Consider the following 19,140-nt stretch of genomic DNA (forward strand, 5'->3'; position numbering starts at 1 on the left):
CCCAGCGGGGTGAACGGTGTTTGCGTCACCATCGACGCGACAGGGTGTTCCGGGTCACTCTGTAGAGGACGAATCCGACACCCGCCCACGAAGGACTCCGATGACGAACCTCGCCGAGAACCTCACCGCCGCCGCCGCTTCGCACGCGGACACCATCGCCCTGAAGTGCGACGATCTCCAGTTCACGTACGCGGAGTTCGACGACGCCTCCGCGCGCTTCGCCACGTACCTCGCGGAGCAGGGGATCGACGCCGGTGACCGGGTGGGCATCATGCTGCCGAACACCCCGGCCTTCGCCATCGTCTACTACGGCATCATGCGCCGCGGGGCGGTCGCGGTGCCGATGAACCCGCTGCTCAAGGCCGCCGAGGTGGAGTTCTACCTGACGAACACCTCCGCCAAGGCGCTGTTCGCCACGCCGGTCTTCGCGGCGGACGCCGAGGCGGGCGCGAAGGCCGCCGGCGCGACCTGTCACTTCGGCGACGACGCGGCCCTCGCCACGCTCCTCGCGAAGTACGAGCCGACGGCGGCGGTCGAGCCCCGGGAACCGTCGGACACGGCCGTCATCCTGCACACCTCCGGGACCACGGGCAAGCCCAAGGGGGCCGAGCTCACGCACGACGGTCTGGGCCGCAACTGCGAGATCGCCGGCCGGACCCTGCTGCACCTGTCGAGCGACGACGTGGTCATGGGATGCCTTCCGCTGTTCCACGTCTTCGGCCTCACCTGCGGCCTCAACGCCGCGGTCCGCTTCGCCGCGACACTCGCGCTGATCCCGCGGTTCGACCCGCGCAAGGCGATCGAGGTGATCGGTCGCGATCGCGTCACCGTCTTCCTCGGGGTGCCCACGATGTACGCGGCGCTCGTCTCGGCGCTGCAGCCCGGCGACGACGTCTCCTCGCTCCGGGCCTGCGCCTCGGGCGGTGCCGCCCTGCCGCTGCAGGTCATCACGGACTTCGAGAAGGCCTTCAACGCCATCATCATGGAGGGGTACGGCCTGTCCGAGACCTCGCCCGTCGCGTGCTTCAACCACCCGGACAAGCCCCGCAAGCCCGGCACCATCGGTACCCCCATCGAGGGCGTCGAGATGCGCGTCGTCGACGACGCAGGCAACGAGGTGCCGCAGGGCGAGCGCGGCGAGGTGCAGGTGCGCGGCCACAACATCATGAAGGGCTACTGGAACCTGCCCGACGCCACCGCCGCGTCGATCGACGCCGACGGCTGGTTCGCCACCGGCGACATCGGCATCGTCGACGAGGAGGGCTACTTCTCGATCGTCGACCGCAAGAAGGAGATGATCATCCGCGGCGGGCTCAACGTCTATCCGCGCGAGCTCGAAGAGGTGCTCTACAGCCACCCCGAGATCGCGGAGGCGGCCGTCGTCGGTATCCCGCACGCCTCGCTCGGCGAGGAGGTCGGTGCGGCCGTCGCGCTCAAGGCCGGCAGCACCCTCACCGCCGAGGCCGTCCGCGACTTCGTCAAGGAGCGCGTCGCCGCGTACAAGTACCCGCGCCACGTCTGGCTGTTGGCGGAGCTGCCGAAGGGCGCCACCGGCAAGGTCCAGAAGCGCGACATCTCCGTCCCGTCCGAGTACACCGCCTGAAACCCGAATCCTCAAGAGAGCCGAGTCATCACCATGACCACTGATACCGATCGCACCCCCGAGGACGAGTTCGGCGCGCCGCTCGACATGCTGCTCGTCAACTCGACGAAGTCCTTCGCCTCCCGCATGGTCCCGAACGCCGCGTGGGCGCGGATGGCGCAGTCGCTCGCCGGCAAGCCGGTCACCGTCGCCGAGCGCGGCGCGGGGCTGATCAAGGAGCTGGGGCTCATCGCCGCGGGCAAGAGCCAGCGCGCACCGAAGAAGGGCGACTTCCGCTTCTCCGATCCGGCCTGGTCGCAGAACCCGCTGCTGCGCCGCGTCGAGCAGGCCTACCTCGCCGCGTCGGACACCGCCGATCAGCTGTACGAGGACGCGGACCTCGACTGGAAGGACGCCGAGAAGATGCGGTTCGTCCTCGACAACGCGATCGAGGGTCTCTCGCCGACCAACAGCCCGCTCCTCAACCCGCTCGGGTGGAAGGCGCTCATCGACACCGGCGGACTCTCGGCGCTGCGCGGCGCGAAGAACTTCGCCCGCGACATGGCCAGCACGCCCCGCATCCCGTCGATGATCGATCCCGACGCCTACGCCGTGGGCGAGACGCTGGCGACGACGAAGGGCACCGTCGTCCTGCGCACCCGGATGTTCGAGCTGATCCATTACGCCCCGCAGACCAAGCAGGTGCGCGAGACGCCGCTGCTGCTGATCCCGCCGGTGATCAACAAGTTCTACATCATGGACATCGCGCCGGGCCGCAGCCTGATCGAGTACTACGTCAAGGGCGGCCAGCAGGTCTTCGCGATCTCCTGGCGCAATCCCTCGGCGCGGCATCGGGACTGGGGCTTCGACGAGTACGGCGCCGCCATCGTCAAGGCGCTCGACGCGCTCGAGGTGATCACCGGCTCCGACAAGGCGAACCTCTTCGCCACCTGCTCCGGTGGCATCCTCACCTCGATGATGATCTCGCACCTCTTCGCCACCGGCCACGGCGACCGGATCGCGGGGCTCACGCTCGGCGTCACCGTCCTCGACCAGAGCCACGCCGGCATCGGATCGGCTCTCGCCAGCGAGCGCGGAGCCGAGGCCGCGATCCGCAGCTCGGCGAGCAAGGGCTACCTCGACGGCGCCTCGATGGCCGAGATGTTCGCGTGGCTGCGCCCGACCGACCTGGTGTGGCGCTACTGGGTGAACAACTACATCCAGGGCCGCTCCCCGTCGCCCTTCGACGTGCTGTTCTGGAACGCCGACACCACCCGGATGACGGCCGCCCTGCACAAGGACATGGTGACGATGGGCCTGCACAACACCCTCGTCACGCCCGGCGAACAGACGATGATGGGCACCCCGGTGGACCTGTCCAAGATCGAGTGCGACGCCTACGTGCTCGGCGGCATCTCGGACCACATCTGCCCCTGGCAGGCCACCGAGCGCAGCGCCGCGCTGCTGGGCAGCAAGGACAACACCTACGTGCTGTCGACCGCCGGCCACATCGCCGCTCTGGTCAACCCGCCCGGCAACCCGAAGTCCTCCTTCCGCGCGGCGCCCGTGCTGCAGGAGCAGACCCCCGAGGAGTGGTTCGAGAGCGCCGAGAAGCAGTCCGGCTCCTGGTGGCCCCACCACCTGGCCTGGCTGAGCGAGCGCAGCGGCGCCGAGATCGACGCGCCGTCCCAGCTCGGCGCCCCCGGCTACGAGCCGCTCGCCCCGGCGCCCGGCACCTACGTCCACGAGAAGTGAGGCTCCATGACCACCACGATCTCCACCCCGCAGGAACTGCTCGGCCGCGTCGGGCAGCCGCTCGGCACCACCGAGTGGATGACCATCGACCAGGAGCGGGTCAACCTCTTCGCCGATGCCACCGGTGACCACCAGTGGATTCACGTCGATCCGGAGAAGGCCGCCGCCGGACCGTACGGACGCACCATCGCGCACGGCTACCTCACCCTCTCGCTGGCGCCGCTGTTCATCGCCGAGGCGCTGGTCGTCGAGAAGGTGCAGGCCGCCGTGAACTACGGCCTCAACAAGGTGCGCTTCCCCGCGCCGGTCCCGGTCGGCTCGCGGGTGCGCGCCGCCGTGGAACTGGCCGGAGCGCAGGAGAAGCCCGCCGGGATCGAGGCCGTCATCCGCCTGACCTACGAGGTCGAAGGCGCCGACCGCCCGGCCTGTATCGCCGAGACGGTGGTGTTGTACCGATGAGCGACGAGACCACCGCCGAGGTGGACCTGCCCGACGAGCTCATCGCCACGGGCGGCCAGCGGATCCGGGTGCGCTACCGGCCCGGCACGGGCGTGCCCCTGGTGCTGTGCAACGGGATCGGCGCGAGCCTCGAGGTGCTGGACCCGTTCGTGGAGGCCCTCGATCCGCAGCGGCCCGTGGTGCGCTTCGACGTCCCGGGCACGGGCGAGTCGCCCACGTCGATCCTCCCGTACGGCTTCCCGTACCTCGCGTGGGTCCTGGGCCGGGTGCTGGACGAGCTGGACATCGGTGTCGTCGACATCCTGGGCCTGTCCTGGGGCGGTGCGCTGGCGCAGCAGTTCGCGTTCCAGAACCCGATGCGCTGCCGGCGCCTGATCCTCGTCTCCACCGGCACCGGCGCGATCATGGTGCCGGGCGATCCCCGCGTGCTCCGGAAGATGGTCACGCCGCGCCGGTTCCGCGATCCCGAGTACGCCGCGCAGGTCGCGGGCGAGCTGTACGGCGGCACGGTCCGGCAGGACGGGACCGACATCGCCGAGACCTTCCAGCGGCAGATGCACGCCGGTTCGAAGATGGGCTACCTGCATCAGTTGCTCGCCGGCTCGGTGTGGACGTCGATCTTCGCGCTGCCCGCGATCCGGCAGAAGACCCTGCTCGTCTTCGGCGAGGACGATCCGATCATCCCCATGATCAACGGCCGGATCTTCGAGACGCTGCTCCCGCGGGCCACGCTGCACCGCCACGCGGGTGGCCACGTCGACCTGGTGACCCGCGCCGATGTGCTGGCCCCGGTGATCGACGACTTCCTCGGTACGCCCCATCTGGGGAAGCGGCAGTGGCGCGGCCGGGGGGCCGGGCTGCTCACACCCGGCGACTGACCCTGGAATCATTCCAAAGTCGGGCGTACTCTAATTCGCATGAGTGAGGTGGACACCACCGCCGAGGACCGGCTGCGGGGCGTGGGGCTGCGGATCACCGCGCCCCGCGTCGCCGCGCTCGGCTACCTCGACGGTCACCCGCACGCCACGGCGGACGACGTGGCGGAGTACCTGCGCGGCCGGCTCGGCACCGTCGCCACGCAGACCGTCTACGACGTGCTGCGCGTGTGCGCCGAGAAGGGCCTGCTCCGCCGCATCGAGCCCGCCGGTTCCGCCGTCCGCTACGAGGCCCGCGTCGCCGACAACCACCATCATCTGGTGTGCCGGTCGTGCGCGAAGATCGTCGACATCGACTGCGCCGTCGGCGCCGCACCCTGCCTGACCGCCGACGACGACCACGGCTTCGTCATCGACGAGGCCGAGGTGACCTTCTGGGGCTACTGCCCGGACTGCGCCCACTGATCCCCCGCCGGCCGTGGATCGGAGCCTCGGCCGGAGGCCGGTTGTGATTCGGACTACTGTCGGAAGGGAACGCCGCCCGGACCCGGGCGGACAACCTCACGCGAAGGAGCGCCGGATATGAGCTTGGACGTCGTCTACACCATCTCCTCGACCGCCACCGGTGGCGGTCGCGACGGGCACGTGAAGTCGGCCACCGGCCGCATCGACCTGGACACCCGGCCCCCGAAGGAGATGGGCGGCAACGGCGAGGGCACCAACCCGGAGGAGCTGTTCTCCGCCGGTTACGCCGCGTGCTTCCTCGGTGCGATCCGCGCCGTGGGCCGCAACGAGAAGGTCGCCGTCCCGGACGATACGACCGTCGACGTCACCGTCGGTTTCGGCAAGACCGAGTCCGGCTTCGGCATCAACGCCGCGATCAAGGCCACGCTGCCGGGCCTCGCCCAGGCGGACGCCGAGGCCCTCGTCGCCAAGGCGCACCAGCTGTGCCCGTACTCGAACGCGACGCGCGGCAACATCGACGTCGACCTGACCACCGCGGTCTGATCGGCGCCTGAGCACGCTACTGCGGCCCGCCGCCCTGGGACTGGTCTTCCTGGGCGGCGCGGCCGGCACACTTCTCCGGGCCGAGGTCGGGCACTGGCTGCCCCACGGTCCGTATCCCTGGTCCACCTTCGCGGTGAACATGCTGGGAGCGTTCCTGCTCGGCGGCATCGTCGAGGCGCTGTCCCGGCGGCCCGACGACGAGCGGCATCGTCGCATCCGGCTTCTTCTGGGCACCGGCTTCTGCGGGGGCCTCACCACGTACAGCGCGTTCGCGCTGGACATCCACGACGCGAGCCCGGCCGTCGGCGCCCTGTACGCGGGTGCGACGGTGCTCCTCGGTCTCGTCGCGGCCCTCGCGGGGGCTGCGGTGGTGCGCCGATGATCACGCTGCTGATCTGCGTCGGTGGCGGCGTCGGTGCCGTCCTGCGCTACCTGGTCGACGGTGCGCTGCGCGCGCGCCTGTCCTTCTGGGCCACGGCGGCGATCAACGTCTCCGGCTCGTTCGTGCTCGGTCTCCTGGCCGGGGCCGCGGCGGGAGGAGGACTCGGCGGGACGGTGGTGGCCGTGTTCGGCACCGGCGTCTGCGGCGGCTACACGACCTTCAGTACCGCCACCGTCGAGACCCTGACCCTGCTGCGGGACAAGCGCTACCGCGACGGCTTCGCCTACGGGCTGTGCACCCTCGGCGCGAGCGTGGTCGCGGTGTGGGGCGGCTACGCCCTCGGCGCGCTGTGAGTCACGCGCCGCTGCGCTCGACCGCGTACCGGTACACCGGGCGGGTGAGGCCGAGCGAGAGCAGGCACAGGAACATCACGATGAGCGCGCCCCACATCGGTAGGCCCGCGAGCGGAGCCCCGTTGTAGTCGATGCCGAAGCGGCTCACCGGATCGCTGTAGTCGCGCGGGTTGCCGAGCAGCACCGACGCCGCGGCGAGCAGGAATCCGGCGAACACGGCGAGGCCGTAGAGGAGCGTCGCCCAGCGTTGCCCGAACAGGGCGAACAACCCCGTGAAGACCATCGCCGCGACGGTCACCAGACCCGCGATGGCGATGATCAGGATCGTGATCGTGCGCACGCCCAGCGGCGACGCGGGGAAGTTCCCCGGGTAGCCCGTGGTGCCGAGCAGCGCCGAGCACTGGATGATCGCCGTGACGTACAGGGCGATCGCTCCGGCGCCCGCGGCGAGCGAGACGAGGACCCACAGCCACAGCGCGCCCGGCCGGCTCGGTTTACCCACTACGCGAGCTTCGCCTTGACGGCGGAGGACAGCCGCTTGCCATCCGCCGCGCCCGCGGCCTTCGCGTTCGCGACCTTCATGACCTGGCCCATCTGGCGCACCGTCGGGGCCTCGCCGAGTTCGGCGGTGACCTCGGCGATCGCGGCGTCGACGAGGGCGTTCAGCTCGTCGTCGCCGAGCTGCTTCGGCAGGTAGCGGGACATGACCTCGGCCTCGGAGCGCTCCTTGGCGGCCAGCTCGTCGCGGCCGTTGGCCTCGAAGATCTCGGCGGCCTCGCCGCGCTTCTTCACCTCGCGCGCGACCACCTTGAGGAACTCCTCGTCGGTCAGCGCGTGTGCGGTGCCCGAGGTCTCCTCGTTCTGGATCGCCGAGAGGAGCATGCGCAGCGTGCCGGTGACCAGGGTGTCCTTGGCCTTCATCGCGGTCTTGAGGTCGTCGCGGATAGCGGCCTTCACTTCTGACATGTCCTCCAAGTTACGCGGTGTGCGAGGGTGCGGCTGCTGAGTATCCTGGGGGAATGGCAGTTCATCCTCTTCTTCGTGCCGGAGCCGGTCTGGCGGGCGCGGGCGCCGCGTCCATCGCCTACGCCACGGTCTTCGAGCGCAACGCCTTCACGCTGCGCGAGCACACGCTGCCGATCCTGCCGCCCGGCACGCCGACGCTGCGCATCCTGCACATCTCGGACCTGCACATGACGCCCGGGCAGCGGCTCAAGCAGGCCTGGGTGCAGGAGCTGGCGGCGCTCGAGCCCGACCTGGTGGTGAACACGGGCGACAACCTCTCGCACCCGCGGGCCGTCCCGTCGGTGGTGCAGACGCTGGGCCCGTTGCTCGGCCGTCCCGGCCTGTTCGTCTTCGGCTCCAACGACTACTTCGGGCCTACGCCGAAGAATCCGGCCAAGTACTTCGACAAGGATCACGAGCGCAAGCACGGGGAGCCTCTGCCCTGGCAGGACCTGCGGGCCGCGTTCTCCGAGCGGGGCTGGCTGGACGCCACGCACACCAAGCACCGCATCGATGCGGGTGGCGTGACCATCTCCGTCGCGGGCGTCGACGACCCGCACATCGAGCGCGACCGGTACGAGACCATCGCCGGCCGCGCCGACGAGGCCGTCGACCTGCGGCTCGCCCTGACCCACTCGCCGGAGCCGCGCGTACTCGATCGGTTCGCCGCCGACGGCTACGACCTCGCCCTCGCCGGCCACACCCACGGCGGACAGCTGTGCCTGCCGGTGTACGGCGCGCTCATCACCAACTGCGGGCTCGACCGTTCGCGGGTGAAGGGCGCCTCGGCGTGGGGCGCGCACATGAAGCTGCACGTGAGCGCCGGGTTGGGCACGTCGCCGTGGGCGCCGTTCCGCACCTTCTGCCGGCCGGAGGCCTCGCTGCTCACCCTTGTCGGTGCGCCCGTGCGCGACCGGGAGGTGGAGCTCGGCCCCGTCATCGCCCCCGAGGCGGTGCAGGCCTGACCTGCCGATTTCCTGCCCGACGGTGGCTGTAGTAACCTTATCGAGGTTGTCACCACGGGGTGTGGCGCAGCTTGGTAGCGCGCTTCGTTCGGGACGAAGAGGTCGTGGGTTCGAATCCCGCCACCCCGACTCGTTGGTTGAGACGACAGCAGGGCCCCTGATCAGTGGAAACACTGGCCAGGGGCCTTACTCGTAGATCGTGTGCCAGCGCGTCGTAGGCTGGCGAGGATGGATGTGCCTACGCAGCCACGCCGGTGGTGAAAGATGTCGTCGTCGTCGCCTACGACGGCGTGCGCTTGCTCGATGTGGCTGGTCCGCTCGAAGTCTTCTCAGCGGTCTCGGATACGTCGGCGTACCGGACGACCACCGTGTCTCCGAACGGTGGGATCGTCGTTACGCACACCGTGACACAGTTGCTGACCGATTCCTCGGCGACGCTCGGCGAACGGACGATCGACACGCTGATCGTGCCCGGTGCTGTCGACTGGATGAACTTGATGATCGATGGGCGGCTACGTCAGCTGGTACTAGCTCTCGCCCCGCGCAGCCGGCGCATCGTCTCGGTGTGTGCCGGAGCGTTCGTGCTTGCGGCAGCGGGACTTCTCGACGGGCACCGAGCAGCCACTCATTGGAAACTCGCCGACAAATTGGCCTGCCGTTTCCCGGGAGTCGACGTCGACAGCGACGCCATTTACGTCCGCTCGGGTCGTACCTACTCGTCAGCCGGCGTCAGCGCGGGCATCGATCTGTCGTTGGCGCTCGTCGAGGAGGACCTCGGGCCGGAGGTGAGCCGCGACGTCGCCCGGGACCTCGTGGTGTTCATGCAGCGCCCGGGTGGTCAGTCCCAGTTCAGTGTCCGACTGTCCGCGCCGGCGACCAATCGCGAGCCGCTGCGCGCGCTACTCGACACGATCATCGCCGATCCCACGCTGGATCACCGGCTGGAAGCGCTCAGTGAGCGGTGCGGCTACAGCGGGCGGCACCTCACCCGCCTGTTCCACCGCGAGCTCGACACCACCCCCGCCCGGTATGTGGAGGTCGTGCGAATCGAGGCCGCCCGCAGTCTGCTCGAGCAGACGAACTCGACTCTTGATCTGGTCGCTGCGCGTTCGGGGTTCGGTTCCACCGAGACCCTCCGGAGGGTCTTCGTCCGGGAGTTGGGCGTTCCGCCGGAGGCCTACCGCCGCCGGTTTTCCACTTCTGGGGCCATTGGCGAGTGATGTCTCGATCTGTGGGTTAGTGGTCCTTGTGGACAGCGGCGATCGCGTTGAGACTGGATTGCAACGACCCACGCCAGTTCGGAGCAAGGAGCTCAGCATGTCCGAGAGCATCGCCGGAATCGTCATTCCGGATACCGAGATCGTCCGGGAGGCGACCGCCCTGGTGCGGAATGCCGCCACCGAAGACGTCTTTCACCACTCGCGCCGCGTGTACCTGTGGGGCTCACTGAAGGCCGCCGTCCGAGGCCTCGAAGTCGATCCTGAACTCGCCTACGTCGGTGCGCTGTTTCACGATCTCGGCCTCACCGACGAGTACCGTACGAGCACCCAACGGTTCGAGATCGACGGTGCCGCTGTTGCCCGAAGGTTTCTGCTCGATCACGGCCGTTCCGAGGAGGAGGCGCGCACCGTGTGGCTGGGTATCGCGCTCCACACGACCCCGGAGATCCCGCACCACCTCGCACCGGAGGTGGCGGTTGTGTCGCTCGGTGTGGAAACTGACGTGCTCGGCCTCGATCTCGGCGAGATCACTGATTCCGAACGCAGTGCGGTCGTCGCGGCGCACCCGCGACCGGACTTCAAGAACAGAATTCTGCGCGCGTTCTACGACGGGATGGCCGATCGGCCCGCTACCACCTTCGGGACCATGAACGATGATGTGCTGGCACATTTCGACCCGGACTTTCAGCGTGAGAACTTCGTGGACATCATCCTCGGCAACGATTGGCCCGAGTAGTACACCGCCGTACGATTCTCAGGCCCGCGCCACCACCTTGACCGACTCCATACTCGGATCGGTGGCATCAGGTGTGTTCATGCCCGCGGCGTGCCCGGTCCGCAGGTAGTCGATCACGGCACCGTCGAACACCTCGCCGGGGACCACTACCGGGATGCCGGGCGGGTACGGGGTGATCTGCTCGGCGGCCACTCGTCCTGCGGCGGCGACCAGCGGGATCATCTCGACGGCGCCGAAGAAGGCGTCCCTCGGCGACATGACCGTCTCGAGTTGGAGCTCCGACGGTGCCGGCTGGTGGACGGCCGTCGGCGACGTATCCCAGTGCCCTGTACCCGGCCTCGCCGCCGCGAGATCCGTCAGCGCGGAGAGCAGCCGGTCGGTCGTGGCGTCGGTATCGGCCTGCGACAGCGTCGCCAGGATCCGGCGGTGATCGCTCAGGCCGACGTCGATCCCGCGCTCCTGGCGCAGCCAGTCCGCGCAGGTGTACCCGCTCACGCCGAGCCCTGCCACGTCGATCAGTACCTGCAGCTCGTCGAGGTCATGGCTCGCCTCCTCGTGGATGAGCTCGTCGTGCGCGACGTGCAGGCCGTCGACGCCGTCGACGGTCGCGCGCACGCGCCGCGCACGCGCCAACGCCCGATCGAGCACCGCGCGCCCGTCGTCGGCCATGTGGCGACGCCACCCGTCGATCGCCGCGTAGACCATCAAATTCGGGCTCGTGGTCATCAGCAGATCGGCGCAGTCGCTCAGGAGGGAACGGTCGACCAGGTCGCCCTGGACGTGGAAGACCGAGCCCTGCTCGAAACCCGTCCCCATCTTGTGGACACTGACCACGCACACGTCGGCGCCCGCGTCCATCGCCCAGGTCGGCAGATCCGGGTGGAACGGGAGGTGGGCGCCCCACGCCTCGTCGACGATGAGGGGTTTGTCGCGCTTGTGACAGATGTCGGCGATCGCACGTAGATCGGCGCACGTCCCGTACGGCGTCGGGCTGACGATGAGCAGACCGGCCGCGTCGGGGTGCTCGTCCCACGCCCGCCGGACCTCCGCGGGTGAAGGCGGATGCGTCAGGTGCAGGTCGGTGTCCCATCGCGGCGCGACCCACCGGGGCATCAGGCCCGAGAAGACGAGCCCGGCGACGATCGACTTGTGCGCATCGCGGGTGATCAGCAGCTCACCCGCTCCACCGCCGACAGCGAGCATCGCCGCCTTCACCGAGAGGGAACTCCCGCAGGTGGAGAAGAACGCGAGGTCGGCACCGACCGCGTCGGCCATGAGGTCCTCTGCCTGCTTGAGGTACTCACCGCGCATGCGCCTGTCGTCCAGCCCGCCCGAGACGAGCAGATCGTTCTGGAAGGGCTCGCGCCCCAGCGTCGCAGACGTCCGCGCGTCGACGCCGCGGCCCTGCCGGTGACCGGGCGGGGTGAAACCGTACCGCTCCCGGAGCCGGTAATCGTCGAGTGCGTCGAGTAGTGGGGCGCGCCCCTGATCCATGTGAATCCGTCACCTCCGTCGGTCGCGCAGCGCGCGTCGAACACACTGCGTGTGTCGGCGTACCCGATCGCCCGGACTGTCAAACATCGCGAACGCCGATGCACCGAAATGCATTTGCCGGGCATGGCTCACCGGCACTAACCTGGCCGCATACCGCTGCGGCGGTACGCCTGCCCACGCCACGGGGGCACCACTTCGACGTACGAGGAGATGCAATGCCCCCTGGCCTGGATCACACCTGGGTCGCCCCGGACGGCGCGAAGCCGGCGATCGGGACCTTCCGCTTCTACTTCGACGGTGAACGCTGGGAATGGTCCGACGAGGTCGCGTTGATGCACGGGTACCAGCCCGGCACCGTGCAGCCCACGACTGCGCTCGTTCTCTCCCACAAGCACCCCGACGACCAGAGCGCCGTCGCCCAGACCATCGAGAACGCGATCGCCACACGCGCGCCCTTCTCCAGCAGGCATCGGATCATCGATACTGCGGGCGAGGTTCGCACCGTCGTCGTGGTCGCGGATCGGATCGTGGAGAACGGCGAGGTCATCGGCTCGCTCGGCGTATACGTCGATTTCACCAGCACCGTGCAGTCGGAAGTGCGCAGCTCGCTCGATCATTTCGTGTCGCGTGTCACCGCCTCACGCGAGCTGATCGATTGCGCCAAGGGCATGATCATGTTCGTCTACGGTCTGCCCGCGGACCGCGCCTTCGACCTGCTGCGGTGGCGATCGCAGGAGAGCAACATCAAGCTCCGCGTGCTGGCGGAGCAGCTCCTCGCCGACGTCGCCGGAGAGGGGCCCGCCCTGGTCGCGAACAGTACGCGTGCCGCCTTCGATCACCTGCTGCTGACCGGACACACCCGCGTCCGGCAGGAGGACGCCGGCTGACAGCGCTCCGGACGGTGGGGCGCGGGCTCGGCCTTACTGGCCGCGCCGACTCTGCGCGCTGCGGACGTCCCCGGAGGCGAAGGTGTCGGTGTCGGTGCGGCGACGGTCCAGAAGTGCGAAGAGGGGCTCGTAGCCGGGCGCGGGTACGTCGTCGGGGTAGCCGAAGCGTGCCCACGAGACGAATCTGGTCCATGCTCGAGTGATCATCGGACCGCTCGGTCTTTCGCCTGGGACGGAGCGGACCGGTCGGTTCGCGCGCCGGTGGACGTGATCACGGTGGAGTGGTGAAAGGGCAACTGTGCCGGATCTTCCAGATCCGCCTCGGCGCCGTTGACGCGATGCCAGGCCTGCTCGCCGGCCCTCCGGCAACAGGTGATCGCGTGCCCTGAGGCGGTGCAGCGACTGGCGAACTCGACGCGCCCGACCACGACCGCCCCGTCCTCGGTGGGGATCGGGGCGTCGACGTTCAGCGTCACCGTCAACTCATGCAATACGGACACGGCGGTTACCTCCCACGTACGGACGCGCGGCGGCGGGCGCGTCGTCCGCTGGGTGCCCGCCTCGGCGGTGACTCAAACATCGGATGCCGGGAGAGCAACAGGTTGACCTGTATACCCCTAGGGGGTATACAAGAGGTGCCCGACCGGGCAACCGGTGTCGTCGAATCCGCACGACGCCCACGTCGAAGGAGCAGGTCATGGACCACAGTGCACACGCCGCCCACACCGCCGCGCCGTTCCCGCAGGGACTGCAGGCCGCCGAACAGGGCTATCGGATCACCCCGGCCCTGAGCATCCTCGAGGCCGGCCGCACCCGCGTGTCGTTCGTCGTCCTCGGACCCGACGGTGCGCCGGTCACCGCCTTCGACGAGCAGCACGACAAGAAGCTCCACTTCATCGCCGTCCAGCGCGACACCGGTGGCTTCCAGCACGTGCATCCCGTCATGGACGCGACCGGCACCTGGTCGGTCGACCTGGGTCTCACCCCGGGCGTGTGGCGGTTCTTCGCCGATGTCGTCCCGACCGCGCTGGGCAGCGGCCTCGTGCTCGGCGCCGACGTCGCCGTCCCCGGCGAGTACCGCCCCGTCGACCTGCTCGCGCCCCGCGCGATTGCGACGGTGGACGACTTCCGGGTCTCCCTCGACGGTGCGCTGCGCCCCGGCGAGGCGGTCGAGCTGACGGCCACCGTGACCCGCGGCGGCGTGCCCGTCACCGATCTCGAGCCCTACCTCGCCGCCTACGGCCACCTGGTCGCCCTCCGCGCCGGCGACCTCGCTTATCTGCACGTCCACCCGCAGGGGGATCCCACGGACCCGGCCACCCCTGCCGGACCCGAGATCCGGTTCCACGCCGTCGCGCCGTCGGCCGGCACCTACCGGCTGTTCCTCGACTTCCAGCACGGGGGCACGGTCCGCACCGCCGACTTCACCCTCGTGGCCGACGGTGCGCCGCAGCCCGATCCGCACGCCGGTCACCACGCCGCGCACGCCCACCACTGATTCGCCGACAGACCCGTCCACCACCGATCACGAGGAGTCACCGTGGGTCCCTTCGCGCATCGCGACTTCCGGCTGCTGTTCAGCGCGCAGATCGTCGCGCTCCTCGGCACCGGCCTGACCACTGTCGCGCTCGGCCTGCTCGCGTACGAGATCGCGGGCTCCTCGGCCGCGGTGGTGCTTGGCACGGCGCTGACGATCAAGATGGTGCTGTACGTGGTCATCGCGCCGCTCGCCGCGGCGTACGTCGACCGGCTCCCGCGCCGCACCTTCCTCGTCGCGCTCGACGTCGTGCGCGCGGGCATCGTGCTCGCGCTGCCCTTCGTCACCGAGATATGGCAGATCTACGTGCTCATCGGCACGCTGCAGGCCGCGTCGGCGGCGTTCACGCCCACCTTCCAGGCCGTCATCCCCGACATCATCACGGACGAACGCGAATACACCACGGCGCTCTCGGCGTCCCAGGTCGCCTACACGATGGAGAGCCTGGTCAGCCCCGTCCTGGCCGCGCTCGCCCTGCTGCTCATCGACTTCGACGTGCTGTTCGTCGGCACCGCCGTCGGTTTCGTCGCCTCCGCGTTCCTGGTGCTCCGGGCGACGGTGCCCGACGCGCGCCGGACCGCGACCGGCGGCCCCGTCGACCGGATCCTCTCGGGCGTGCGGATCTTCGCCCGCACGCCCAGCCTGCGCGGCGTGATCGCGGTCAACTTCGCCGTGGCCGCCGCGGGATCGATCGTGGTGGTCAACACCGTGAACTACGTGCGCGATCGGCTGGGCGGCACCGAGTCCCAGGTCGCGTGGATGCTGGCCGCGTCCGGCGGCGGCACCCTGCTCGTGGCGCTGGCCGTCCCGCGGCTGTTGGACCGGTTCACTGAGCGGTCCGTGATGCTCACGGGCGCAGCGCTGCTCACCGTCGCGGCGACCGGTGCGGTCGCCATGGCGGCGGCGGACCGTCCGTCGTGGGCGCTGACGGCCGCGGTGTGGTTCGCCAGCGGCGCCGGCTCGGCCATGGCGATCACGCCCACCGGCAAGGTGCTCCGCGCCGCGGCGGCGCCCGCCGACGTCGCCGCGGTCTTCGCCGCGCAGTTCTCGCTCTCGCACCTCGCCTGGCTCGTCGCCTATCCCATTGCGGGGTGGGGAGCCACGCGCTTCGGGCTCGTCCCCGCCTGGGCGCTGCTGGCCGGAATCGCCGCCGCCGGAGCGATCCTCGCGCCCGCCCTGTGGCGCCGCTCGCCCGCCACGCTCCCCGTGCCCATGCCCGCGGACGCGACAACGCCGGCAACACCGTCCGGCGCACCGTCGGGCCCGCCGGCCGGCGCGCCCGAGCGCGAACCCGCACTGGTGCCGGGCAGTCCCGCCTGGCGGCAGACGGCCGCCGCGGGCGGCACCCTCACCGAATGCCAGTGCACCTGCGGGCAGGCCGCCTGACCGCCACCGGCACGGCTGCGGTCACCAGGCCGCGACGAATCCCGCGAGAAGGACTGCGAAGGCGCCGATCTCGGCGACGATGAGCGCCACCATGAAGGCCCGCACGCCCGGAGCGGGCGGGGCGAGCTGGTTCTCGGTGTCGCGGCGGGCGCCGTGCCAGCAGTAGCTCGCGATCGCCGCGACGAAGAAGAAGACCAGTACCGCGGCGGCGGTCAGGTCCACCCACAGCGGCCACGCGCTGAGCTCCACGAAGACCGCGGTGAGCGCGATCGCGAAGGAGTACAGGAGCGCGGCCCGGTGTGCGATGTCCACGTAGACGTGGGCCTGATGCTCGGGCGAGGTCATGATCCCGTGGTACTTCCACACGCCGAGCGCGAGCGCCCACAGGAAGACCAGTCCGGAGGCGAGCAATGTCAGCCGGGTGTCGAGGCCGAGGTGGGTGGTGTCGATGCTCATGCGTCCTCGGGTCCGTCGTGCGGTCGCGTGTGGTGATAGCCGATGGTCGTGACGACCAATGCCGTGGTGGGGCCGCTGCTTTCCGCGGTGAGGCTGTGGGGAAGCCGAGCGTCGAAGTACGCCGAGTCGCCCACGCGCAGCACGGTCGCCCGATCGTCGACGGTGAGCGTGACGACGCCCTGCGTGACGTACACCAGCTCGTCCCCCTCGTGGTGCACCGCGGAGCCGCCGGTCGTGCTCGGGTGCACGACGAAGGGGTGCATCTGCTTGCCCGGTACGACGGCGGCGATCGGATCATGCACCGGTAGCGGCGCTGATGCGGGGTCGATCCGGTGCGCGGCGCGTTCGACGGTCACGGCCTCCGATCCTTCGGCGTCCGGGGTGCCGAAGACGTCGGCGGCGTCGACGCGCAGAGCATCGGCGATGCGTAGGGCGATCGCGATCGACGGAGAGCTCTTCCCCCGCTCGATCTTCGACAGATAGCTCTTCGTGACGCCGACCCGGTCGGCGAGGGTTTCCAGCGTCATTCCTGCGCTGAGGCGGTGCGCACGGAGCATCGCGGACATGGGCGCACCTTCCTGGTCGACGGCCTGGTGACGAGGGTACAGCCAGCGGGCAACAGGTGATGCATAGGAATCGAGTTGACGAAAGGACACTTGTGTCATACGTTGACACGGCCAGACGATGGACCACAGGAAGGGTTGAGCGGCATGGCGTCGACGATGAATCTCGGCAAGCAGGAACTCATGGATACAGCGCACACGGCGATGCAGTCACAGCTCGCCGTCCGCGAGTGGAGCGACCGGGAGAAGCTCGCGCTCACCTGCCGTGCGCTTTTCGACGATGGTCACAACTCGGGCCTCGCGGGGCAGATATCGGCGCGGGGTGAGGCGGATGCCACCTTCTGGACGCAGCGACTGGGACTCGGCTTCGACGAGATCACCAGCGACAACCTCCTGCTCGTGGACGAGGACCTCACCGTCCTCGACGGCGAGGGGATGGCCAACCCCGCCAACCGCTTCCACAGCTGGATCTACCGCGCCCGACCGGACGTCAACTGCATCATCCACACGCACCCGCTGCACGTCGCGGCCCTGTCGATGCTGGAGGTGCCGCTGCAGGTGTCGCAGATGGATATCGCGCCGCTCTACGACGACTGCGCCTTCCTTCCCGATTGGCCGGGCGTTCCCGTGGGAAACGAGGAGGGGGAGATCATCTCGGCCGCCCTCGGCGATAAGCGGGCGATCCTGCTGGCGCATCACGGGCAGCTCGTCGTGGGCGCGACCATCGAAGAGGCGTGCTCCCTCGCGCACCTCATCGAGCGGGCCGCCCGGCTACAGCTGCTCGCGATGAGCGCGGGCGAGATCAAGCCCCTGCCGCCGCGGCTCGCCCGGGAGGCCCACGACTGGACGCTCAGCCCGCGTCGCAGCGAGGCCAACTTCCAGTACTACGCACGTCGCGCACTGCGCAACCACCCCGACACCCTTCACTCAAGGAGCGAAACCCGATGACCATCAACGGCATCGTCGCCTATCCCGTCACGCCCTTCGCGCCGGACGGGCGTATCGACCACCACGCGCTGCGCGCGATCATCGACCGGCTTCTCAGCGTCGACGTGTCCGCGATAGCCCCGCTCGGGAGTACCGGCGAAGCGGCCTATCTCGATCTCACGGAGTGGACGGAGACGGCGGCGAGCACCATCGCGCACATCGCCGGCCGTGCCTCGACCGTCGTCGGGGTCTCGGACCTGACCACCGAAGGCGCGGTCCGCCGCGCCCGGATCGCCGAATCCCTCGGCGCGGACGCCGTCATGGCGCTCCCCGTGTCGTACTGGAAGCTGACCGCGCTCGAGGTGCAGCGGCATTTCGAGGCCATCGCCGCGGCGGTGCGGATCCCGCTCATGGTCTACAACAACCCGGCCACGGCCGGAGTCGACCTCTCCCCGGAGGAACTCTGGGAACTGGTGCGGGACGTCGAGAACATCACGATGGTCAAGGAATCCAGCGGCGACGTTCACCGGATGCACCGCTTGCGCGAGCTGAGCGGTGGCTCGCTCCCTTTCTTCAACGGCAGCAACCCGCTCGCACTCGAGGCCTTCCGAGCAGGCGCTGCGGGCTGGTGCACGGCCGCCCCGTGCCTGATCCCGCAGGAGGTCACCGCGTTCCACGCCGCTGTCGTCGCCGGCGATGCTGTCACCGCCGAGCGAGTGTTCGCGCGGATAGAGCCGCTCCTGCGGTTCATCGTGGCGCGCGGTCTGCCGACGACCGTGAAGGCAGGGCTGGACCGGACGGGGATCCCGGCGGGTGTGCCCCGCCGACCACTGCTCGAGCTCGACGGCGAAGAGTCCGAGACCCTCGCTCGGTTGATCGAATCCGCCCGCGGCTGAAGCCCGCCTGACGACCACGGCCGGGCCACCGCGGTGGTCAGGCGTGCGCGCGGCCGAGCACGACGGGGGAGGTGGGGAAGGGCACCCACGCGGGCGCGAGCATCCGATGCTCGGTCGTCGTGACAGCGAAGCCCGCGCCGCTGATCAGGCCGACGGCGTCGCGGTGCGCGTGACAGTTCCCGAACAGCCGCGGCCAGACGGTGGCGTCGGCGGCCTTCTGCAGGCCCTCCAGCATCCCGCCGCGCGCGGCGACGTGCTCGAGGAAGCGCAGCTCACCGTCGGGCCGGAGGAGCCTGCGGACCTGCCGGACCGCGCCGTCGGGGTCGGGGAGCGAGCACAGCACCAGGCTGAAGACGACGGCGTCGAAGGGCTCCGCAGCGGCGTACTCGTCGAGCCGCTCGGGCCGCACCTCGATCCGCGCGTCCGCGGCCGTCTGCGCCTCCGCGCGGAGGGCGGCCTCCGGCTCCAGCGCGACGACCGCGGTGACATCCGGCGGGTACGACGTGAAGTTCGTCCCGGTGCCCGCGCCCACCTCCAGCACGCGGCCCGACAAACCCGCGAGGTTCCGCCGCCGCAACTCGGTCAGCAGCGGCGGCTCGTTGCGCACCAGCCGTGGCCACATCCTCACGAAGAACGAATCGCCCATTCCCCATG

General features: G+C 69.7%; 24 protein-coding genes and 1 tRNA gene. 17 read left to right on the forward strand and 8 right to left on the reverse strand.

The features are described from left to right. Window positions 1-100: 100 nt before the first annotated feature. From FK530_RS00260 to FK530_RS00295, 8 genes are all read left to right on the forward strand, one after another. On the forward strand, window positions 101-1,603 hold the full coding sequence (locus FK530_RS00260) for a long-chain-fatty-acid--CoA ligase (protein WP_146484997.1): 1,503 nt from the start codon (window positions 101-103) through the stop codon (window positions 1,601-1,603). 33 nt (window positions 1,604-1,636) lie between these two features. Further along, on the forward strand, window positions 1,637-3,337 hold the full coding sequence (locus FK530_RS00265) for a PHA/PHB synthase family protein (protein ID WP_146484998.1): 1,701 nt from the start codon (window positions 1,637-1,639) through the stop codon (window positions 3,335-3,337). A gap of 6 nt (window positions 3,338-3,343) precedes the next feature. Continuing rightward, window positions 3,344-3,796: a MaoC family dehydratase gene (locus FK530_RS00270; RefSeq protein ID WP_146484999.1), complete on the forward strand. Its 453-nt coding sequence runs from the start codon at window positions 3,344-3,346 to the stop codon at window positions 3,794-3,796. Then, window positions 3,793-4,674 carry a poly(3-hydroxyalkanoate) depolymerase gene (gene phaZ / locus FK530_RS00275; RefSeq protein WP_146485000.1) on the forward strand — a complete coding sequence of 294 codons (882 nt, stop codon included), beginning with the start codon at window positions 3,793-3,795 and terminating at the stop codon, window positions 4,672-4,674. Before FK530_RS00270 ends, phaZ begins: the two co-directional genes overlap by 4 nt. A gap of 39 nt (window positions 4,675-4,713) precedes the next feature. Then, window positions 4,714-5,136, forward strand: coding sequence for a Fur family transcriptional regulator (locus tag FK530_RS00280; RefSeq protein WP_146485001.1), 423 nt, complete (start codon window positions 4,714-4,716; stop codon window positions 5,134-5,136). A gap of 117 nt (window positions 5,137-5,253) precedes the next feature. Beyond that, entirely contained in the window at window positions 5,254-5,679 is a 426-nt protein-coding gene (locus FK530_RS00285) for an organic hydroperoxide resistance protein (RefSeq protein WP_068525953.1), read from the forward strand. Between the two features lie 49 nt (window positions 5,680-5,728). Further along, window positions 5,729-6,061 (forward strand): fluoride efflux transporter FluC, encoded by a 333-nt coding sequence (locus tag FK530_RS00290; RefSeq protein WP_262406727.1) that lies wholly within the window; start codon window positions 5,729-5,731, stop codon window positions 6,059-6,061. After that, window positions 6,058-6,414, forward strand: a complete 357-nt coding sequence (locus FK530_RS00295) for a fluoride efflux transporter FluC (RefSeq protein WP_146485003.1) — start codon at window positions 6,058-6,060, stop codon at window positions 6,412-6,414. The genes FK530_RS00290 and FK530_RS00295 overlap by 4 nt, the downstream gene beginning before the upstream one ends. A gap of 1 nt (window position 6,415) precedes the next feature. Here FK530_RS00295 and FK530_RS00300 read toward each other — a convergent pair whose 3' ends face one another. Both FK530_RS00300 and FK530_RS00305 read right to left on the reverse strand, forming a co-directional pair. Next, window positions 6,416-6,916 carry a hypothetical protein gene (locus tag FK530_RS00300; protein WP_146485004.1) on the reverse strand — a complete coding sequence of 167 codons (501 nt, stop codon included), beginning with the start codon at window positions 6,914-6,916 and terminating at the stop codon, window positions 6,416-6,418. After that, a complete protein-coding gene (locus FK530_RS00305; protein ID WP_146485005.1) occupies window positions 6,916-7,380 on the reverse strand; it encodes a GatB/YqeY domain-containing protein in 465 nt (154 codons plus the stop codon). The genes FK530_RS00300 and FK530_RS00305 overlap by 1 nt, the downstream gene beginning before the upstream one ends. Before the next feature lie 53 nt (window positions 7,381-7,433). Here FK530_RS00305 and FK530_RS00310 point away from each other — a divergent pair, with 53 nt between their 5' ends. From FK530_RS00310 to FK530_RS00325, 4 genes are all read left to right on the forward strand, one after another. Further along, window positions 7,434-8,384 carry a metallophosphoesterase gene (locus FK530_RS00310; protein WP_146485006.1) on the forward strand — a complete coding sequence of 317 codons (951 nt, stop codon included), beginning with the start codon at window positions 7,434-7,436 and terminating at the stop codon, window positions 8,382-8,384. A gap of 55 nt (window positions 8,385-8,439) precedes the next feature. After that, window positions 8,440-8,513 (forward strand) — tRNA-Pro (locus FK530_RS00315). A 128-nt stretch (window positions 8,514-8,641) separates the two neighbouring features. Further along, window positions 8,642-9,604, forward strand: coding sequence for a GlxA family transcriptional regulator (locus FK530_RS00320; protein WP_231706438.1), 963 nt, complete (start codon window positions 8,642-8,644; stop codon window positions 9,602-9,604). Between the two features lie 97 nt (window positions 9,605-9,701). Further along, window positions 9,702-10,340: an HD domain-containing protein gene (locus tag FK530_RS00325; protein ID WP_146485008.1), complete on the forward strand. Its 639-nt coding sequence runs from the start codon at window positions 9,702-9,704 to the stop codon at window positions 10,338-10,340. An 18-nt stretch (window positions 10,341-10,358) separates the two neighbouring features. Here the strand turns inward: FK530_RS00325 and FK530_RS00330 are convergent, their stop codons facing one another. Further along, the gene (locus FK530_RS00330; protein WP_146485009.1) at window positions 10,359-11,834 is read right to left on the reverse strand and encodes an aminotransferase class I/II-fold pyridoxal phosphate-dependent enzyme; all 1,476 of its coding nucleotides are present in this window, start codon (window positions 11,832-11,834) and stop codon (window positions 10,359-10,361) included. A 215-nt stretch (window positions 11,835-12,049) separates the two neighbouring features. Here FK530_RS00330 and FK530_RS00335 point away from each other — a divergent pair, with 215 nt between their 5' ends. Beyond that, the gene (locus FK530_RS00335) at window positions 12,050-12,721 is read left to right on the forward strand and encodes a PAS and ANTAR domain-containing protein (RefSeq protein ID WP_146485010.1); all 672 of its coding nucleotides are present in this window, start codon (window positions 12,050-12,052) and stop codon (window positions 12,719-12,721) included. A 33-nt stretch (window positions 12,722-12,754) separates the two neighbouring features. On the opposite strand, the gene FK530_RS00340 is transcribed toward FK530_RS00335, so the two are convergent. Together FK530_RS00340 and FK530_RS00345 are read right to left on the reverse strand one after the other, a co-directional pair. Next, complete coding sequence (locus tag FK530_RS00340) at window positions 12,755-12,928, reverse strand: DUF3349 domain-containing protein (RefSeq protein WP_146485011.1); 174 nt, start codon at window positions 12,926-12,928, stop codon at window positions 12,755-12,757. Beyond that, entirely contained in the window at window positions 12,925-13,221 is a 297-nt protein-coding gene (locus FK530_RS00345) for a hypothetical protein (protein WP_146485012.1), read from the reverse strand. Before FK530_RS00345 ends, FK530_RS00340 begins: the two co-directional genes overlap by 4 nt. Window positions 13,222-13,418: 197 nt before the next feature. Here FK530_RS00345 and FK530_RS00350 point away from each other — a divergent pair, with 197 nt between their 5' ends. Together FK530_RS00350 and FK530_RS00355 are read left to right on the forward strand one after the other, a co-directional pair. Beyond that, window positions 13,419-14,219 carry a DUF8832 domain-containing protein gene (locus FK530_RS00350; protein WP_146485013.1) on the forward strand — a complete coding sequence of 267 codons (801 nt, stop codon included), beginning with the start codon at window positions 13,419-13,421 and terminating at the stop codon, window positions 14,217-14,219. A gap of 42 nt (window positions 14,220-14,261) precedes the next feature. After that, entirely contained in the window at window positions 14,262-15,644 is a 1,383-nt protein-coding gene (locus FK530_RS00355) for an MFS transporter (RefSeq protein WP_146485014.1), read from the forward strand. Window positions 15,645-15,665: 21 nt separating this feature from the next. On the opposite strand, the gene FK530_RS00360 is transcribed toward FK530_RS00355, so the two are convergent. Both FK530_RS00360 and FK530_RS00365 read right to left on the reverse strand, forming a co-directional pair. Continuing rightward, window positions 15,666-16,100: a hypothetical protein gene (locus FK530_RS00360; protein WP_146485015.1), complete on the reverse strand. Its 435-nt coding sequence runs from the start codon at window positions 16,098-16,100 to the stop codon at window positions 15,666-15,668. Further along, window positions 16,097-16,666: a helix-turn-helix domain-containing protein gene (locus FK530_RS00365; protein ID WP_158644993.1), complete on the reverse strand. Its 570-nt coding sequence runs from the start codon at window positions 16,664-16,666 to the stop codon at window positions 16,097-16,099. The genes FK530_RS00360 and FK530_RS00365 overlap by 4 nt, the downstream gene beginning before the upstream one ends. A gap of 144 nt (window positions 16,667-16,810) precedes the next feature. Here FK530_RS00365 and FK530_RS00370 point away from each other — a divergent pair, with 144 nt between their 5' ends. Beyond that, window positions 16,811-17,611, forward strand: a complete 801-nt coding sequence (locus FK530_RS00370) for an aldolase (RefSeq protein ID WP_146485017.1) — start codon at window positions 16,811-16,813, stop codon at window positions 17,609-17,611. Next, window positions 17,608-18,486, forward strand: a complete 879-nt coding sequence (locus FK530_RS00375) for a dihydrodipicolinate synthase family protein (protein WP_146485018.1) — start codon at window positions 17,608-17,610, stop codon at window positions 18,484-18,486. The genes FK530_RS00370 and FK530_RS00375 overlap by 4 nt, the downstream gene beginning before the upstream one ends. A 37-nt stretch (window positions 18,487-18,523) precedes the next feature. Here the strand turns inward: FK530_RS00375 and FK530_RS00380 are convergent, their stop codons facing one another. Further along, a complete protein-coding gene (locus tag FK530_RS00380) occupies window positions 18,524-19,132 on the reverse strand; it encodes a class I SAM-dependent methyltransferase (protein WP_146485019.1) in 609 nt (202 codons plus the stop codon). Between the last annotated feature and the right edge of the window lie 8 nt (window positions 19,133-19,140).

Source organism: Tsukamurella conjunctivitidis, assembly GCF_007858475.1.
GTDB lineage: Bacteria > Actinomycetota > Actinomycetes > Mycobacteriales > Mycobacteriaceae > Tsukamurella > Tsukamurella conjunctivitidis.

Excerpts from the sequence above, each read along its gene's own strand:
- FK530_RS00260 (WP_146484997.1), top strand. The coding sequence starts at position 101 with ATGACGAACCTCGCCGAGAACCTCACCGCCGCCGCCGCTTCGCACGCG.
- FK530_RS00265 (WP_146484998.1), top strand. The coding sequence starts at position 1,637 with ATGACCACTGATACCGATCGCACCCCCGAGGACGAGTTCGGCGCGCCG.
- FK530_RS00270 (WP_146484999.1), top strand. The coding sequence starts at position 3,344 with ATGACCACCACGATCTCCACCCCGCAGGAACTGCTCGGCCGCGTCGGG.
- phaZ (WP_146485000.1), top strand. The coding sequence starts at position 3,793 with ATGAGCGACGAGACCACCGCCGAGGTGGACCTGCCCGACGAGCTCATC.
- FK530_RS00280 (WP_146485001.1), top strand. The coding sequence starts at position 4,714 with ATGAGTGAGGTGGACACCACCGCCGAGGACCGGCTGCGGGGCGTGGGG.
- FK530_RS00285 (WP_068525953.1), top strand. The coding sequence starts at position 5,254 with ATGAGCTTGGACGTCGTCTACACCATCTCCTCGACCGCCACCGGTGGC.
- FK530_RS00295 (WP_146485003.1), top strand. The coding sequence starts at position 6,058 with ATGATCACGCTGCTGATCTGCGTCGGTGGCGGCGTCGGTGCCGTCCTG.
- FK530_RS00305 (WP_146485005.1), bottom strand. The coding sequence starts at position 7,380 with ATGTCAGAAGTGAAGGCCGCTATCCGCGACGACCTCAAGACCGCGATG.
- FK530_RS00310 (WP_146485006.1), top strand. The coding sequence starts at position 7,434 with ATGGCAGTTCATCCTCTTCTTCGTGCCGGAGCCGGTCTGGCGGGCGCG.
- FK530_RS00325 (WP_146485008.1), top strand. The coding sequence starts at position 9,702 with ATGTCCGAGAGCATCGCCGGAATCGTCATTCCGGATACCGAGATCGTC.
- FK530_RS00330 (WP_146485009.1), bottom strand. The coding sequence starts at position 11,834 with ATGGATCAGGGGCGCGCCCCACTACTCGACGCACTCGACGATTACCGG.
- FK530_RS00335 (WP_146485010.1), top strand. The coding sequence starts at position 12,050 with ATGCCCCCTGGCCTGGATCACACCTGGGTCGCCCCGGACGGCGCGAAG.
- FK530_RS00340 (WP_146485011.1), bottom strand. The coding sequence starts at position 12,928 with ATGATCACTCGAGCATGGACCAGATTCGTCTCGTGGGCACGCTTCGGC.
- FK530_RS00350 (WP_146485013.1), top strand. The coding sequence starts at position 13,419 with ATGGACCACAGTGCACACGCCGCCCACACCGCCGCGCCGTTCCCGCAG.
- FK530_RS00360 (WP_146485015.1), bottom strand. The coding sequence starts at position 16,100 with ATGAGCATCGACACCACCCACCTCGGCCTCGACACCCGGCTGACATTG.
- FK530_RS00365 (WP_158644993.1), bottom strand. The coding sequence starts at position 16,666 with ATGTCCGCGATGCTCCGTGCGCACCGCCTCAGCGCAGGAATGACGCTG.
- FK530_RS00370 (WP_146485017.1), top strand. The coding sequence starts at position 16,811 with ATGGCGTCGACGATGAATCTCGGCAAGCAGGAACTCATGGATACAGCG.
- FK530_RS00375 (WP_146485018.1), top strand. The coding sequence starts at position 17,608 with ATGACCATCAACGGCATCGTCGCCTATCCCGTCACGCCCTTCGCGCCG.
- FK530_RS00380 (WP_146485019.1), bottom strand. The coding sequence starts at position 19,132 with ATGGGCGATTCGTTCTTCGTGAGGATGTGGCCACGGCTGGTGCGCAAC.